Below are 14,215 nucleotides of genomic sequence, written 5' to 3'. Positions count from 1 at the left end.
ATCGTAAGGTGCCGGGAGGTAAGTTTGGCCGGCGCTGGCGGGCTCCTCAAGGGCTCGGCGCGCGTGATTGGTTGGGCTCGCGGCGCATCGCACAGCGCGAACATACGCGTCGGGCTCGCGCGCCAATGGCTGTCCGGAACGCCATTTTTTACCGATTTTTGGCGCGGACGGGGAGTGCTGAAATCGAGTTGAAAGTGTTGTCCGGATGCCGCAGTCTCATGCTGTCATGTGGCGTGCTGGCGTGGCACGGCGCGTTCGTCACCCGGTCGTCACCCGTTCGTCACCCGTTCGTCACCCGTTCGTCACCCGTGATTCGCCGGACTCTTGACCGCCGGCGGACGGCGCAGCGCGCGGCGCACCATGCCGATCAGCATACCGATCAGCAACAGCGCGATCGCCGGCACGACCCAGTAACCGACGAACGCATGCCACAGATAAGCCACCAGCGTGGAGCGGCGCACACTGTATTCATTGATGGCGTCCTGCTGGCGTGGCGCATTGGCGGCCAGCACGTCGGTGGGGCAGCCGGCGGCGCGCGCCTCGTCGGGCGTGCCGTGGCAGTGCGCGGGCGCGCCAGCGGCGCGCTGGGCGTCGGTGTAATTCCAGGTAGTCAGCGCACGGTCGAGGTCGACGGTGTTGTACGCCATCTCCTCGCGAATCTCATTGACTGCAACGATCGCCACGGGCACGGCCCAGAATATGATGACGACCAGCCACCGCCTCAACCAGCGGTTTTTATGCTTCGATACCATCCTTGCCTCCGGTCGATGCTCAGCAGCACGAACGACAAGATGGCGGCCCGTCTATGTTGTGTGGGGGTGGGCCGTCTCCGCAGCCATCATAGAAGAAAACGGAGCTTTCGGGCGGGCGGGCTGCTCGCGGCGCCGGAGGCAGGACACAGGCAATGGCCGCGCCGGACAGCAGCGCGGCCATGTTCGATCGATGAATGCGTAGACGCCGTGTGGCCGTGTGCGTTGCACGGTGGCGCGGCGCTCAGGCGTGCAGCGTTATGCCCGGGTTGCGCTGACTTCGCTGAGCTTGCCTTGCGTTTCAGTTGGCCGGCGCGGACGACAGGCAGGTCTTCATGAACGCCTTGCGCTCGTCGCCTTTCTTGTCGCCGGCCTGCGTGTTGCATGCCTTCATCTTCTCCTGTTGGGTCATTGGTGCGGCCGCAGCCGGCTTCGCCGACAGACAGGTCTTCATGAACGCCTTGCGCTCGTCACCTTTCTTGTCGCCGGCCTGCTTGTTGCAGTCGGCCATTTTGGTTTGCTGGCTGTTCTGCGCGAACACCGGCGAAACGAGAACAGCGCCGAGCACCAGTGTAGCGATAGCGGATTGGATTTTCATGTGACACTCCATCGGTGGTGAAACGTTTTCTGGTCGTTCATGCGCACGGGCGTCAACCGCATCCCAAAATCTCGGCGCATCCATTATGGCAAATGCCACCCGCCAGAACGGACGGAAACGCAGTCCGGTTGACAGCCGCTCACGCTCGTTTTCCCCTAGACGAAAGGGACGATGCGCGCGATGCGCGGTTGAAACGGACAGATCGCCACCGTAACAAATCATGTTTCGCGTTCGCTTTCAATTGGCAAGGAAGTGTCGAATGAATTAGATATCCCATTATTCGGAACGATTTAAAAATTGCAAACGCATTTTTCACTTATGCGAATAAAATTGAATAATTAATTGGCATAAAAATTCGTAGCTGATTGCAAGTGTCATTTCGACCACAAAGCGCGCCGACGCAATGTCCATTGCGTTCGTCGCGCGAGTCATAGGAGGCTCGCCATGCACTATCTGCTGATGTATGAACTCGTACCCGACTACCTCGAACGACGTGCCACGTACCGCGATGCGCATCTCGAACTCGCGTGGGCGGCGGCTGAGCGCGGTGAGCTCCTGCTGGCCGGCGCGCTGAACGAACCCACCGATTGTGCGATGCTGCTGTTCAACGGCGATTCTCCCGCAGCCGCCGAAGCCTTTGCCAAGGCCGATCCGTACGTGCTCGCCGGATTAGTCACACGCTGGCGCGTGCGCGAATGGACCACCGTGGTGGGCGAGAGCGCCGCGAAACCGATCCGCCAGGCGCGACCGCAATAGCGGTGCGAGGCATGCGTCGAACGGCATGCAATGTGTGAACGGGAGCGCTGCTTGCGCCTTCATGAGCGCAGCGTTTCCGTCGCCCGCGGGCGTCGTCTGGTGCCACACTTCCACCTTGCAGCTGTAATTCGCGGGCTATCAGAATGTCCTGAAATGCAATGCGGATGGAGTGAGGGATTTATAAAGGCCATTCGGTGCTATCGCGTGCTGTTGTTTGGCGCGATCGCCCGTTTCGTCGCCGCAAGTGCCGGCATTTCTGTTACCGTAATGTGAGAAATGGCGCAACGAAAAGGACAAGTTTGTTTCTTTGCGTAACACTTGTCTCAGTCGTATTCATACAAACCCTGGTGATGGTATGCTTCCTGCACAAATTCTCCCATGCACGAGTGAGACCACGTTTTGTGCTTCGCAATAGGGACAAGCCGCACTATCTCGGGGCGGTATTGCCCAGCCAACAGAACGTACAAAACATATTTGTGCAACCGAGGGTCGCACGCGGATCGTGAAAGTTGAATCCGCGACCGGCCCAAAGCCGCGGCCAGGCCAGGCCGCGTGGAGAAAAATCAATGTTTTACGATGAGCTAAGCAATGACGAATGGGCGCTGCTGGCAGCGCTTGTCGCTGACGAGCCGGCCGTCCGTCTCAACCGACGCGGCCGGCCCCGCGCCGAACCGCGTGTCGTGGCGAATGCGGTGCTGTGGATCCTGACCACCGGCGAGCCCTGGTCGAAGCTGCCAGGCCGCTATCCGTCAGGGCCCACCTGCCGGCGCCGTTTTGAAGAATGGCAATTGAACGGCACGCTGCTCGAGATGGTCCGGTTGTTGTCGCAAACCGGGCGCAGCTTCGCCTACGTCCCGCAACCCGCGCCGCCCGTCGCGGCCAAGCCCGCAGCCCCGGCAGCGGAACCTCCCGTGGTGCGCGACGAGAGCTTGCGTGGCGTGTCCTGGAGAAGTCCCGAGTCGTGGCAGGCGCCCGGTGTGTCGAACACATTGAGCCACTGGCGTTCGGCTGATCCGATCGCCGATATCACGCGGCAATTGTCCGCCCTCGCGGACACGGCGCCGGTGGCGCACGCGCGTCCAGCCGCCACTGCCTCCACCGCATCGGCGTCACGGCCCGAGGTGTACGCTGCCATGTCTACCGGTATCGGCGAGGCGGGCGAAGCCGACGCGACGATGGCGGATCTCGATTCGGCAATCGCGGCAGCTCGCCGCGAGCACGCGCTTGACGATCGGCGCAGTCCGCTGTCGATGAGCCTCGCAGCACACGGCAAGCAGGTCGCCGACCCGCACGGCTATCTGATTTACGTCGTGGCCGAGCAGGTGCCGAATGCGACCAGCGCGATGTATCGCGCGTGGGCGGAAATCACGAAAGACGGCAAACGTGTCGAGCGTTCCGGCCTCGTCGGCCCGCGCTTTGCGGATGCGGACGCGGCGCAGCAGCACGCGCTCGAATGGGCTCGCCAGTGGATCGATCGGGAATGCGCGACGCAGCAGGCAGCCGAAGCTGCCGGTGCGGCGCATGCGCCGATGCAGATAGCGCGTCCGTTGCCGCAGCTGCGCCATGTGCCGGAGCCTGTCGTGGTGAATCATGGCGCGCCATTGCACGGCCAGCTCAATGCGTTTCGCGGCGCGTTGCGTCGTTATCCCGCCGAGCCGGTCGCCGCGAGCGCGGCAACCGACAACAGTGCGGCAGATCGCTTTTGTTCGTCATACAGCGAACTCAGCTCCGTTGCGAGATGAGTGCGGCGGCTAGTGTGGCGGCTAGTGCGTCACACAGCGAGCGGCGGCACAGCGCGCCAGCTAGCACAGCAGTTCCCCGCGGCCGGCTGGAGCAACCGCCGCAGGTTCCCGCTTCATCGGTGGTGATTCACTGGCGTCCGTACGTGTCGTCGAAGCGCACGATGTCGTCTTCGCCGAGATACGAACCCGACTGGACCTCGATCATTTCGAGCGGCATCTTGCCCGGGTTCTCGAGACGATGGGTGACGCCCAGCGGAATATAAGCCGATTCGTTTTCGGAGACGATAAAGCGCTCTTCACCGCGCGTGACGAGCGCCGTGCCGCGCACGACGATCCAATGTTCGGCGCGGTGATGATGCATTTGCAGCGACAGCCGCGCGCCCGGGTTCACGACGATGCGCTTGACCTGGAAGCGCTCGCCGGTGTCGACCGAATCGTAGTTGCCCCACGGCCTATGCACCTTGCGATGATTGGCCGCTTCGAGGCCGCCATCTTCGCGAATCCGGTTCACGATCTTCTTGACGTCCTGCACGCGCGACTTGTCGGCGACGAGAATCGCGTCGGCGGTTTCGACCACCACGAGATCCTGTGTGCCGACGCAGGCAATCAGGCGTCCTTCCGAATGCGCGAACGTCGAGCTCGCGCCTTCGAACATCACGCGGCCACGAGCCACGTTGCGATCGGCGTCCTTCTCCGAGATGTCCCAGATCGCGTCCCACGAACCCACGTCGGACCAGCCTGCCTGCAACGGCACGACCACGCCGGACGCGATGTCCTGATCGGCGCCGAGCTGCTCCATGACCGCGTAGTCGATCGAATTCGACGGCGACGCGCTGAACCCGTCGCGTTGCAGACGGAAGAAGTCGCCGTCCGCCTTGCCACCCGCGAACGCCGCCGAGCACGCTTCGTAAATGGCCGGCTGGAAATGGCGGATCGCCTTCAGCCACGTCGACGCGCGCATGATGAAGATGCCGCTATTCCACCAGTACTCCTGTGATTCGATATAACGCTGCGCCAATTCCAGATGCGGCTTTTCGACGAACCGGTCAAGCTGGTGCGCAATGATTTTGCCGGATGTTTCGTTATCCGTATCATTTGCATGAGTGGACGTGTCGAGCGCGGCGCCGATGCGAATGTAGCCGTAGCCGGTTTCAGCACGGGTCGGCACGATGCCCATCGTCACAATGTGACCGGCCGCGGCATGCTGCACGCCGGCGGCCACCGCCGCATGAAAGCCGGCGCTGTCGGTGACGGCGTGATCGGCGGGCATCACGACCATGATGCCGTCGTCGTCCTGCGCGGCGATCGACAGGGCGGCCACGGTCAACGCGGGCGCCGTGTCGCGGCCGACGGGCTCGAGAATCAGCCGGTTCGGCTTGCCGCTCGCGCGCAACTGCTCGGCAGTGGTGAAGCGCTGTTCTTCATTGGCCACCACGACCAGTTGGCCAGTGAGCGGATAGCCGGCCTCGAGTCCATCGAGCCGGCGCGTGGTGGATTGCAGCAACGACTCTTCGCCGAGCAGGCCAATCAGCTGTTTCGGATGCTGTTCGCGCGACATCGGCCACAGTCTGGTACCGGAGCCGCCCGCGAGAATCACGGGATGAACCTTGAGCCTGACGTTCAGAGACGTAGCTTGCGTGGACCGGGTACCGGCGGGCGTGGCCGTGACCGGAGCTGTCATGATGGACTCCTCGAGGCTGGGTGAATGCGACGAGTTTTATCACGAAGTCAGGAATCAATAAAAGCGCGTTTAATGAAAACTATATAAAGTGGATAATAAATTTAACCATTCATGAAGAAAAAATGTCGGCCGGATTTATAAAAAAGAAAAAATACCCGAAAAAAATCGACGGCGAATTTTTTACGACTAATTCTGCGTCAGAATGACGGCACAGGGTGTCGCGTAAGCATCGTAGGGAAGCGCTTGGCACTGGCTGCTCATTGCCTGCTCAGCTTGACGGATTGGCCGGCAACGCTACCTTTGAACAAACTTTCCGGTAACAATTGCCGAACAAAACACAGAAAAAAACCGCAACCTTGACCGATACAATTTGAGATTTTTTGCGGTCTTGCAGGACGAATTTTAATATCGCTTTATCTATACCTGTAGAAGGGTATTCACTCATTCCGACATGAACTGTCCGATCGGGCCATTCAGGTCATTTTCAGATCGGGAAAGGGCAGGGCAATAGCACCGGTTCAATCGGTTCGCGGCGCGCATGCATTGGCGGGACGCGCCCGGCGGCGTGCTGTACCCCTGTACCCAACTGCGGGACTGACGTGCGACGGATTTCAACCAACTAACGGACGGCACTTGACTGACGAACTGAGGGGCAGCGCATGCTGAGCGTTCTATCAAGAATCATCGACATCGCCATGGTCGCGCTCGGCGCCGCCATCGCGGCGGCCGTGCACAGCGGGAAAGTGGTGTGGCTGGACGATATGCAAAGCGTGTCGCTGGCCTTCGGTTGCCTGCTGGTGGTGGTGTTCTTTCCGGCGCTGGGCATCTATCAGTCGTGGCGCGGCAAGCCGCTGTACGACCTGTTGTCGCGCGTGGCGGGTGGCTGGCTGATGGTGGAAGTCGCTGGCGTGCTGATCAGCTTCAGCTTGCACCGCTCCGACAGCCTGTCGCGGCTGTGGCTCGTGTATTGGGCGCTTGCCACGATCGTGCTGCTGATCGTCACCAAGATGATCGTCTATGCGATCCTGCGCGGACTGCGCCGCGAAGGCTTCAATCAGCGCGCGGTGGCGATCGTCGGCGGCGTGCCGTATGGGCGCTTCCTGATCGAGCAGATGCGCAGCCGCCCGGAGGCGGGCTTTAGCCCCGTGGTGCTGTTCGACGAGGACGGCACGATCACTCCCTACGAAGACCCGCAGGCGGGCGACGCAATCGAAGGTGTGCCGGTCGAGCGCGACTATCAGCGGATGATCCAGCTGGTGCGTCAGCGCGCGATCCGCGAGTTGTGGCTGGCGCTGCCGATCTCGAAGGAGAAGGCGATCCATCGCTTCGTGATGGACCTGCGCAACGACTTCGTGAACATTCGCTTCATTCCGGACGTGGGCAGCCTCACGCTGTTCAACCAGCCGATGGTCGAGCTGCTCGGCGTGCCGGCGATCAATCTGGCCGCCTCGCCGATCACCGATCTGCGCGTGCTGCCCAAGCGCGTGTTCGACCGGCTGTTCGCGCTGGCTGCGTTGACCGCGCTGGCGCCAGTGATGCTGGTGATCGCGGCGATGGTGAAGCTCAGCTCGCCGGGTCCGGTGTTCTTCCGGCAGAAGCGCAAGGGCATCGACGGCAACCAGTTCGAGATCTACAAGTTCCGCTCGATGAAGATGCACCAGGAAGAGGCCGGCAAGATCACCCAGGCCACCCGCCGCGATCCGCGCATTACCGCGGTCGGCGCGTTCCTGCGGCGCACCAGCCTCGACGAGCTGCCGCAATTCATCAACGTGCTGCGCGGCGAGATGTCGGTGGTCGGCCCGCGCCCGCACGCGCTCGAACACGACGACATCTACAAGGACCTGGTGAAGGGCTATATGCACCGCTACCGGATCAAGCCAGGCATCACCGGCTGGGCGCAGATCAACGGCTATCGCGGCGAAACCGACCGCATCGAAAAGATGATGGGCCGCGTCAAGCTCGATCTGTACTACATGCAGCACTGGACCTTCTGGCTCGACATCAAGATCGTCGTGCTGACGCTGTGGAAGGGTTTCGTGGGCAGCAACGCCTATTGAGCCCCGGTCATGCGGCGCGCCGCGCGAGCGCACTCCTGAATCAACTCCACCGAATCAACTCCTTTTTCCGAGGTGCAACACATGAACCTGACGATCATCGGTAGTGGCTACGTAGGCCTCGTGACGGGCGCATGTCTGGCCGACATCGGCCACGATGTGTTCTGTCTCGACCTCGATCAGCGCAAGATCGACGTGCTCAACAACGGCGGCGTGCCGATCCATGAACCGGGTCTGCAGGAGATCATCGCGCGCAACCGGAAAGCGGGGCGCCTAAAGTTCTCCACCGACATCGAGGCCGCGGTCGCGCACGGCGACATCCAGTTCATCGCGGTCGGCACGCCGTCCGACGAAGACGGCTCCGCCGACCTGCAATACGTGCTGGCCGCCGCGCGCAATATCGGGCGACATATGACGGGTTTCAAGGTGATCGTCGATAAATCGACGGTGCCGGTCGGCACGGCGTCGCGCGTGCGCGACGTGGTCGCCGCGGAGCTGGCCGCGCGCAACGTCCATCACATGTTCTCGGTGGTCTCGAATCCGGAGTTCCTCAAGGAAGGCGCAGCGGTCGAAGACTTCACGCGGCCCGATCGCATCGTGCTCGGCTGCGACGAGGACGTGCCCGGCGAAAAAGCACGCGAACTGATGAAGCGCCTCTACGCGCCGTTCAACCGCAACCGCGAACGCACGCTGTACATGGATGTGCGCTCCGCTGAATTCACCAAGTACGCGGCCAACGCCATGCTCGCCACGCGCATCTCATACATGAACGAGCTGGCCAATCTGGCCGATCGCGTCGGCGCGGACATCGAAGCGGTGCGTCGCGGCATCGGCTCCGATCCGCGCATCGGCTATGACTTTCTGTATGCCGGTTGCGGCTACGGCGGTTCGTGCTTTCCGAAGGACGTGCAGGCGCTGATCCGCACGGCCGCCGATCATCACGCGAACCTGCGCATTCTCGAAGCAGTGGAAGCCGTCAACGACACGCAAAAGAAAATTCTCGCGCGCAAGATCGTCGCGCGTCTGGGCGAAGACCTGTCGGATCGCACGTTCGGCGTGTGGGGTCTCGCGTTCAAGCCGAATACCGACGACATGCGCGAAGCACCGAGCCGTGCGCTGATCGCCGAGCTGCTGCGCCGCGGTGCGCGCGTGAAGGCCTATGACCCGGTCGCGATCGACGAATCGAAGCGCGTGTTCGCGCTCGATCTGCGCGACGTGCCGCAGCAGCATGCGCGTCTGTCGTTCGTGAAGGAGGAGATGGAAGCCGCCGACGGTGTCGACGCGTTGGTGATCCTCACCGAATGGAAGGTCTTCAAGAGCCCCGACTTCGATTCGCTCAAAGAGATTCTGAAGACGCCGCTGATTTTCGACGGCCGCAATCTCTACGAACCGGACGTGCTGCTCGAACTCGGCATCGAGTATCACGCGATCGGCCGGCAGCACGCGCTGCGCAATGCGCCCGCGAAAGTCGGCACGCACGGCTGGCCTGCCGATGAGGACGCCGGGTCCACGCGCGCAGCCGCCGTGGCGAACCTCTAGGCCGCAAGGCCGTCGCGTCACCCCGCGCCTCGTCAAGGAGCCCGCCATGTTCGCCAACGTTCTGATCGTCTGCCACGCCAACGTGTGCCGTTCGCCTGCCGCCGAAATGCTGTTCAAGGCGCGCCAGCGCACGGCGCCGGCGTCAGGCATAGGGGCAAGGCGTGGCGCCACGCCGATCGCGTTTCATTCGGCAGGCTTGCGCGCGGTGAACGGCCACCGCATGGACCCGGTCATGCAACGGCTGCTTGCCGAGCAGGGCGTGGCCTCGGGGATTCACTACTCGCGGCGCCTGAGCCGCGAGCTCGTGCGCGACGCCAATCTGGTGCTGGTCACCGAGCGCGCACAGGTGAGCGAAGTCGAAGCGCTCGATCCGGCCTCGCGCGGCAAGGTCTATCCGCTCGGCAAATGGGAAGACGATTCCGACGTCGCCGATCCGCATGGCGGCGCGGAAACCGCTTACAGGGAGAGTCTCGTGCTCATCGAACATCTGGTCATGGGATGGCTGAAGAAAATATGCTGATCAAAAAACTCGCTGCAAACTCATTCGCGCACGGCCGCTCGACATTCGCCGCCGCGCTTTTGCTGACGTCCTTTCTGTCGGCCTGCTCCACCGCACCGGGCAATTACCTCGACACGTCCCGTCTGAAAGAGGACAACCAGAACCGGCCGACCGAAACCTATCCGGTCCACCTGATCGACGCCAGCGTGATCACCGCGCAGGCGCAGGAAGCCGCCGCGAAGCCGCAGGCGCTGCCGCCGGCAACCCTCACCGACCCGTCGCAGTGGGTCTACCGGCTCGCGCCGCAGGACATTCTCGGCATCACCGTGTGGGATCACCCTGAATTGACCACGCCGCAAGGCAGCACGCTGTCCTCGGGCGGCAATACCACGCAGACGATCGCGGGCGCGCTGCAGCAGCCGTACACCGCCGCGCTGCCGGGCCAGGCCGATCCGTATGGGCAGACCGTCGCCGCCGACGGCACGATCTTTTTCCCGTTCGTCGGCCGCATCAAGGCCGCCGGCAAGACCACGACCGAGCTGCGCGATCAGCTCGCGACCGGCCTCGTGCGCTTTATCCGCAATCCGCAGGTCGACGTGCGCGTGCTGTCGTATCGCGGCAAGAAGGTCCAGGTGACCGGTGAAGTGAAGACGCCGGGGCCGCTCGCGGTCAGCGACGTGCCGCTCTCGCTGGTCGACGCGATCACGCGCTCGGGCGGCACCACCACGGAAGCCGACATCCAGCGCGTGCGCCTCACGCGCAACCATCAGCTCTATGTGCTCGACGCGAACCGCATGCTCGATCGCGGCGACACCACGCAGGACGTGATGCTGCAAAGCGGCGACGTGATCAACGTGCCGGACCGCAGCAACAGCCGCATCTTCGTGATGGGTGAGGTGAAGACGCCGCTGCAGGTGCCGATGCTCAAGGGCCATCTGACGATCGCTGATGCGCTCACGCAGGCGGGCGGCATTCTGAACACCGACGCCAATCCGCGCCAGATCTTCGTGATGCGCGGCATGCGCGAGCATCCGACCACGCCGGAGGTGTTCCGCCTCGACATGACGCAGCCGGACTCGATCATGCTGTCCTCGCAGTTCCAGTTGCAGCCGCTCGACGTCGTGTATGTGGGCACCGCCGCTTCGACCACGTTCAACCGTGTGTTGCAGCAGATCCTGCCTACCGTGCAGACGGTGTTCTACCTGAAGCAACTGACGCGCTGAAAGTCCTGGCGGTAGACAGTCCCGCGCCGCATCGTCCGTCATGGACGCGGCGCGGGATCTGGGCAAACGTCGAAGCAAATGCGCAAGCAAACGGATAGGCAACCGCCGAAGTAACCGATACGGGATCGAATTGTGAGCACTCAAATCTCTCCGCACATGGCAGGTCCGATCAAGACCGAAGAAGAAGACGTCGTCCTCGGACAACTGGTGCAGGTGATCATCGACGACATCTGGTGGCTGCTCGCGATTGCCGCCGTGATCATCACGATGGCCGCCGCGTACTGCTACCTCGCCAAGCCGGTCTATTCGGCCGACGCGCACGTGCGGGTCGAGCAGTCCGACAACACCTCGCAGGCGCTCACGCAAACGCAGACCGGCGCGGCGATCACGACTGGCTCGACCTCGCTGCCGACCGACGCCGAGATCGAAATCATCAAGAGCCGCGGCGTAGTCGCGCCGGTGGTGCAGCAGCTCAAGCTGAACTTCAGCGTGACGCCGAAGACGATTCCGCTGCTCGGCAACATCGCCGCGCGCATTGCGACGCCGGGACAGCCGGCGCGTGCGTGGCTCGGGCTGACGTCGTATGCATGGGGCGGCGAAATCGTCGACGTCGATTCGATCGACGTGACGCCCGCGCTCGAAGGCCAGAAGCTGCTGCTGCGCGTGATCGACGACCAGCACTACGAACTGTTCGCCGAGAACGGCGCGCTGCTGCTGCGCGGCCAGGCGGGTCAGAAGGCGCAAGGCGGCGGCGTGACGATGCTGGTCAATCAGCTGGTCGCGCGTGCTGGCCAGGAGTTCACCGTGGTGCGCTCGAACGACCTCGACGCGATCACCGCGTTCCAGTCGGCCATCACCGTGCAGGAGCAAGGCAAGCAGACCGGCGTGATCCAGATCTCGCTGGAAGACAAGAGCCCGGAACACGCGGCGCTCGTCGCCAATGCGCTCGCGCAGTCGTATATGCGTCAGCACGTATCGAACAAGCAGGAAGACGCGATCAGAATGCTCGACTTCCTGAAGAGCGAAGAGCCGCGCCTGAAGTCCGATCTCGAACGCGCCGAAGCCGCGTTGACCGCCTATCAGCGGCAGTCCGGCTCGATCAACGCGAGCGACGAAGCGAAGGTGTACCTCGAAGGCAGCGTGCAGTACGAGCAGCAGATCGCCGGCTTGCGTCTGCAGATGGCGCAACTGACCGAGCGCTACGGCGACGATCATCCGCTGCTCAAGGCCGCCCGTGAGCAGATGGCCGAGCTGCAGGCGCAGCGCGCCAAATACGCGGACCGTTTCCGCGATCTGCCGGCCACCGAAGTGAAGGCCGTGCAGTTGCAGCGCGACGCGAAGGTCGCCGAAGACATCTACGTGCTGCTGCTCAATCGCGTGCAGGAGCTGTCGGTGCAGAAGGCGGGCACGGGCGGCAACGTGCATATCGTCGACGCCGCATTGCGCCCGGGCGCACCGGTCAAGCCGAAGAAGGTGCTGATCCTCTCTGCGGCGGTGATTCTCGGGCTGATCGCCGGCGCCGGCTTCGTGTTCCTGCGCCGCAACCTGTTCAAGGGCATCGACGACCCCGATCATATCGAGCGTGCGTTCCATCTGCCGGTGTTCGGCCTCGTGCCGCAAAGCGCCGAGCAGGCCCAGCTCGAAAGCAGCTTCGAGCGCGGCGGCGAACGGGTGCGCCCGGTGCTGGCGAACGCGCGGCCCAAGGACGTGACCGTCGAAAGCCTGCGCAGCCTGCGCACTTCGATGCAGTTCACGCTGATGGACGCGCGCAATCGCATCGTCATGCTGACGGGCCCGATGGCCGGCGTCGGCAAGAGCTTCCTCGCCGTCAACCTCGCGATGCTGCTCGCGCATTCGGGCAAGCGCGTGCTGCTGATCGACGGCGACATGCGGCGCGGCGTGCTCGAACGCTACCTCGGCGGCGTGCAGGACAACGGTCTGTCCGAATTGCTGAGCGGCCAGATTTCGCTTGAAGAGGCGATCCGCGGCTCGAGCGTCGAAGGCCTGAGCTTCATCTCGTGCGGCCGCCGTCCGCCCAATCCGTCTGAGCTGTTGATGTCGCCGCGTCTGCCGCAATACCTCGACGGACTCGCGCGGCGCTACGACGTGATTCTGATCGACACGCCGCCGGTGCTCGCGGTGACCGACGCGTCGATCATCGGTGCGTATGCCGGTTCGACCTTCTTTGTGATGCGCTCGGGCATGCACAGCGAAGGCGAGATCACCGATGCGCTCAAGCGGCTGCGCGCGGCCGGCGTGCACGTGCAGGGCGGCATCTTCAACGGCATGGCGGCGCGCTCGCGCGGCGGCTACAACCGCGGCTACGCGTTGGTGCACGAATACCTGAGCACCTGATCCTGATCCGGGCTCTGGGCGCCGCGCGCCCGGAGCCTCGCGCAACGAGCAAACCCAAGGACATCACGATGAAAGTGACGGTACTGATTCCAACCTACCGCCGCCCAGCCGACCTGGTGCGCTGCCTCGCGGCGCTGCAACGGCAGACACGCGCGCCGGACGAAGTGGTGGTGGTGGCGCGCGCCGATGACGACGCGACCCACACCTGTCTGCGCGATGCGGCCGTGCCGGGCAAGCTGCCGCTCACCGTGGCGCTGGTCGAGGTGCCGGGCCAGGTCGCGGCGCTCAACCGCGGCCTCGACGCCGCCAACGGCGACGTGATCGCGATCACCGACGACGACGCCGCGCCGCACGTCGACTGGGTCGAACGGATCGCCGCCGCATTCGCTGGCGACGCGCGCCTGGGCGCGCTCGGCGGGCGCGACTGGGTGCACGAGAAGGGCCGCGTGCTGGACGGCGAGCGGCCGCTGGTGGGCAAGGTCACCACGCACGGCAAGATCATCGGCAATCACCATCTCGGGGTCGGGCGCGTGCGCGAAGTCGATATCCTCAAGGGCGCCAACATGAGCTACCGGCGCGACGCGGTGCGCACCATCCGCTTCGATGCGCGCTTGCGCGGCGCGGGCGCCCAGGTCCATAACGACATGGCCTTCAGCCTCGCGGTGAAAAACGCCGGCTGGAAACTGATGTACGACCCGAGCGTCGCGGTCGATCACTTTCCCGCCGAGCGTTTCGACGAGGACCGCCGCGACGCGCAAACCATGGCGGCGTTGCGCAACGCCGCGTTCAACTTCCATCTGATCCTGCGCGACCAGTTGCCGCCGCTGCGCCGCGAAACCGCGTGGTGGTGGTGGACGCTGGTCGGCACCCGGCTCTATCCGGGGCTCACCCATGCGGCGCTCGCACTGCTGTCGAAGCAGGCGGGCCTGCAGCTGTCGCGCTGGCGCGCGGTGCGCAGCGGCGCGCACGAGGCGCGTCGCGCGCTGTCCCGGACCGCGTGAGTCCAGCGTTCGCGCATC

Annotated in this window: 11 protein-coding genes; 8 read left to right on the top strand and 3 right to left on the bottom strand. The window is 63.7% G+C overall.

The window, feature by feature from the left end; translation table 11 throughout:
- Window positions 1-302: 302 nt before the first annotated feature.
- Together BN2475_RS10430 and BN2475_RS10425 are read right to left on the bottom strand one after the other, a co-directional pair.
- Window positions 303-752: a hypothetical protein gene (locus BN2475_RS10430; protein ID WP_094779439.1), complete on the bottom strand. Its 450-nt coding sequence runs from the start codon at window positions 750-752 to the stop codon at window positions 303-305.
- Between the two features lie 298 nt (window positions 753-1,050).
- Window positions 1,051-1,347 (bottom strand): PsiF family protein, encoded by a 297-nt coding sequence (locus BN2475_RS10425; RefSeq protein ID WP_094779438.1) that lies wholly within the window; start codon window positions 1,345-1,347, stop codon window positions 1,051-1,053.
- A gap of 444 nt (window positions 1,348-1,791) precedes the next feature.
- Between BN2475_RS10425 and BN2475_RS10420 the strand changes: the two genes are divergently transcribed.
- Together BN2475_RS10420 and BN2475_RS10415 are read left to right on the top strand one after the other, a co-directional pair.
- Window positions 1,792-2,103: a YciI-like protein gene (locus BN2475_RS10420; protein ID WP_094779437.1), complete on the top strand. Its 312-nt coding sequence runs from the start codon at window positions 1,792-1,794 to the stop codon at window positions 2,101-2,103.
- 566 nt (window positions 2,104-2,669) lie between these two features.
- The gene (locus tag BN2475_RS10415) at window positions 2,670-3,845 is read left to right on the top strand and encodes a transposase (protein ID WP_094779436.1); all 1,176 of its coding nucleotides are present in this window, start codon (window positions 2,670-2,672) and stop codon (window positions 3,843-3,845) included.
- Window positions 3,846-3,972: 127 nt separating this feature from the next.
- Here BN2475_RS10415 and BN2475_RS10410 read toward each other — a convergent pair whose 3' ends face one another.
- The gene (locus BN2475_RS10410) at window positions 3,973-5,526 is read right to left on the bottom strand and encodes a mannose-1-phosphate guanylyltransferase/mannose-6-phosphate isomerase (RefSeq protein ID WP_094779435.1); all 1,554 of its coding nucleotides are present in this window, start codon (window positions 5,524-5,526) and stop codon (window positions 3,973-3,975) included.
- 659 nt (window positions 5,527-6,185) lie between these two features.
- Here BN2475_RS10410 and BN2475_RS10405 point away from each other — a divergent pair.
- The 6 genes from BN2475_RS10405 (at window position 6,186) to BN2475_RS10380 (ending at window position 14,197) form a co-directional block, all read left to right on the top strand.
- Window positions 6,186-7,583 (top strand): undecaprenyl-phosphate glucose phosphotransferase, encoded by a 1,398-nt coding sequence (locus BN2475_RS10405; RefSeq protein WP_094779434.1) that lies wholly within the window; start codon window positions 6,186-6,188, stop codon window positions 7,581-7,583.
- 81 nt (window positions 7,584-7,664) lie between these two features.
- Window positions 7,665-9,119 (top strand): UDP-glucose dehydrogenase family protein, encoded by a 1,455-nt coding sequence (locus BN2475_RS10400; RefSeq protein WP_094779433.1) that lies wholly within the window; start codon window positions 7,665-7,667, stop codon window positions 9,117-9,119.
- 46 nt (window positions 9,120-9,165) lie between these two features.
- Window positions 9,166-9,639 (top strand): arsenate reductase/protein-tyrosine-phosphatase family protein, encoded by a 474-nt coding sequence (locus BN2475_RS10395; protein WP_094779432.1) that lies wholly within the window; start codon window positions 9,166-9,168, stop codon window positions 9,637-9,639.
- Window positions 9,633-10,841: a polysaccharide biosynthesis/export family protein gene (locus BN2475_RS10390; RefSeq protein WP_094779431.1), complete on the top strand. Its 1,209-nt coding sequence runs from the start codon at window positions 9,633-9,635 to the stop codon at window positions 10,839-10,841. The genes BN2475_RS10395 and BN2475_RS10390 overlap by 7 nt, the downstream gene beginning before the upstream one ends.
- Before the next feature lie 156 nt (window positions 10,842-10,997).
- Window positions 10,998-13,196 carry a polysaccharide biosynthesis tyrosine autokinase gene (locus tag BN2475_RS10385; RefSeq protein ID WP_094779430.1) on the top strand — a complete coding sequence of 733 codons (2,199 nt, stop codon included), beginning with the start codon at window positions 10,998-11,000 and terminating at the stop codon, window positions 13,194-13,196.
- A gap of 68 nt (window positions 13,197-13,264) precedes the next feature.
- Window positions 13,265-14,197: a glycosyltransferase family 2 protein gene (locus BN2475_RS10380; protein ID WP_094779429.1), complete on the top strand. Its 933-nt coding sequence runs from the start codon at window positions 13,265-13,267 to the stop codon at window positions 14,195-14,197.
- Window positions 14,198-14,215 lie beyond the last annotated feature (18 nt).

The organism is Paraburkholderia ribeironis (assembly GCF_900019265.1).
GTDB classification, from domain to species: domain Bacteria; phylum Pseudomonadota; class Gammaproteobacteria; order Burkholderiales; family Burkholderiaceae; genus Paraburkholderia; species Paraburkholderia ribeironis.
Note: the sequence above shows the minus strand (reverse complement) of the source record. Positions and strands in the feature narration are given on the sequence as shown.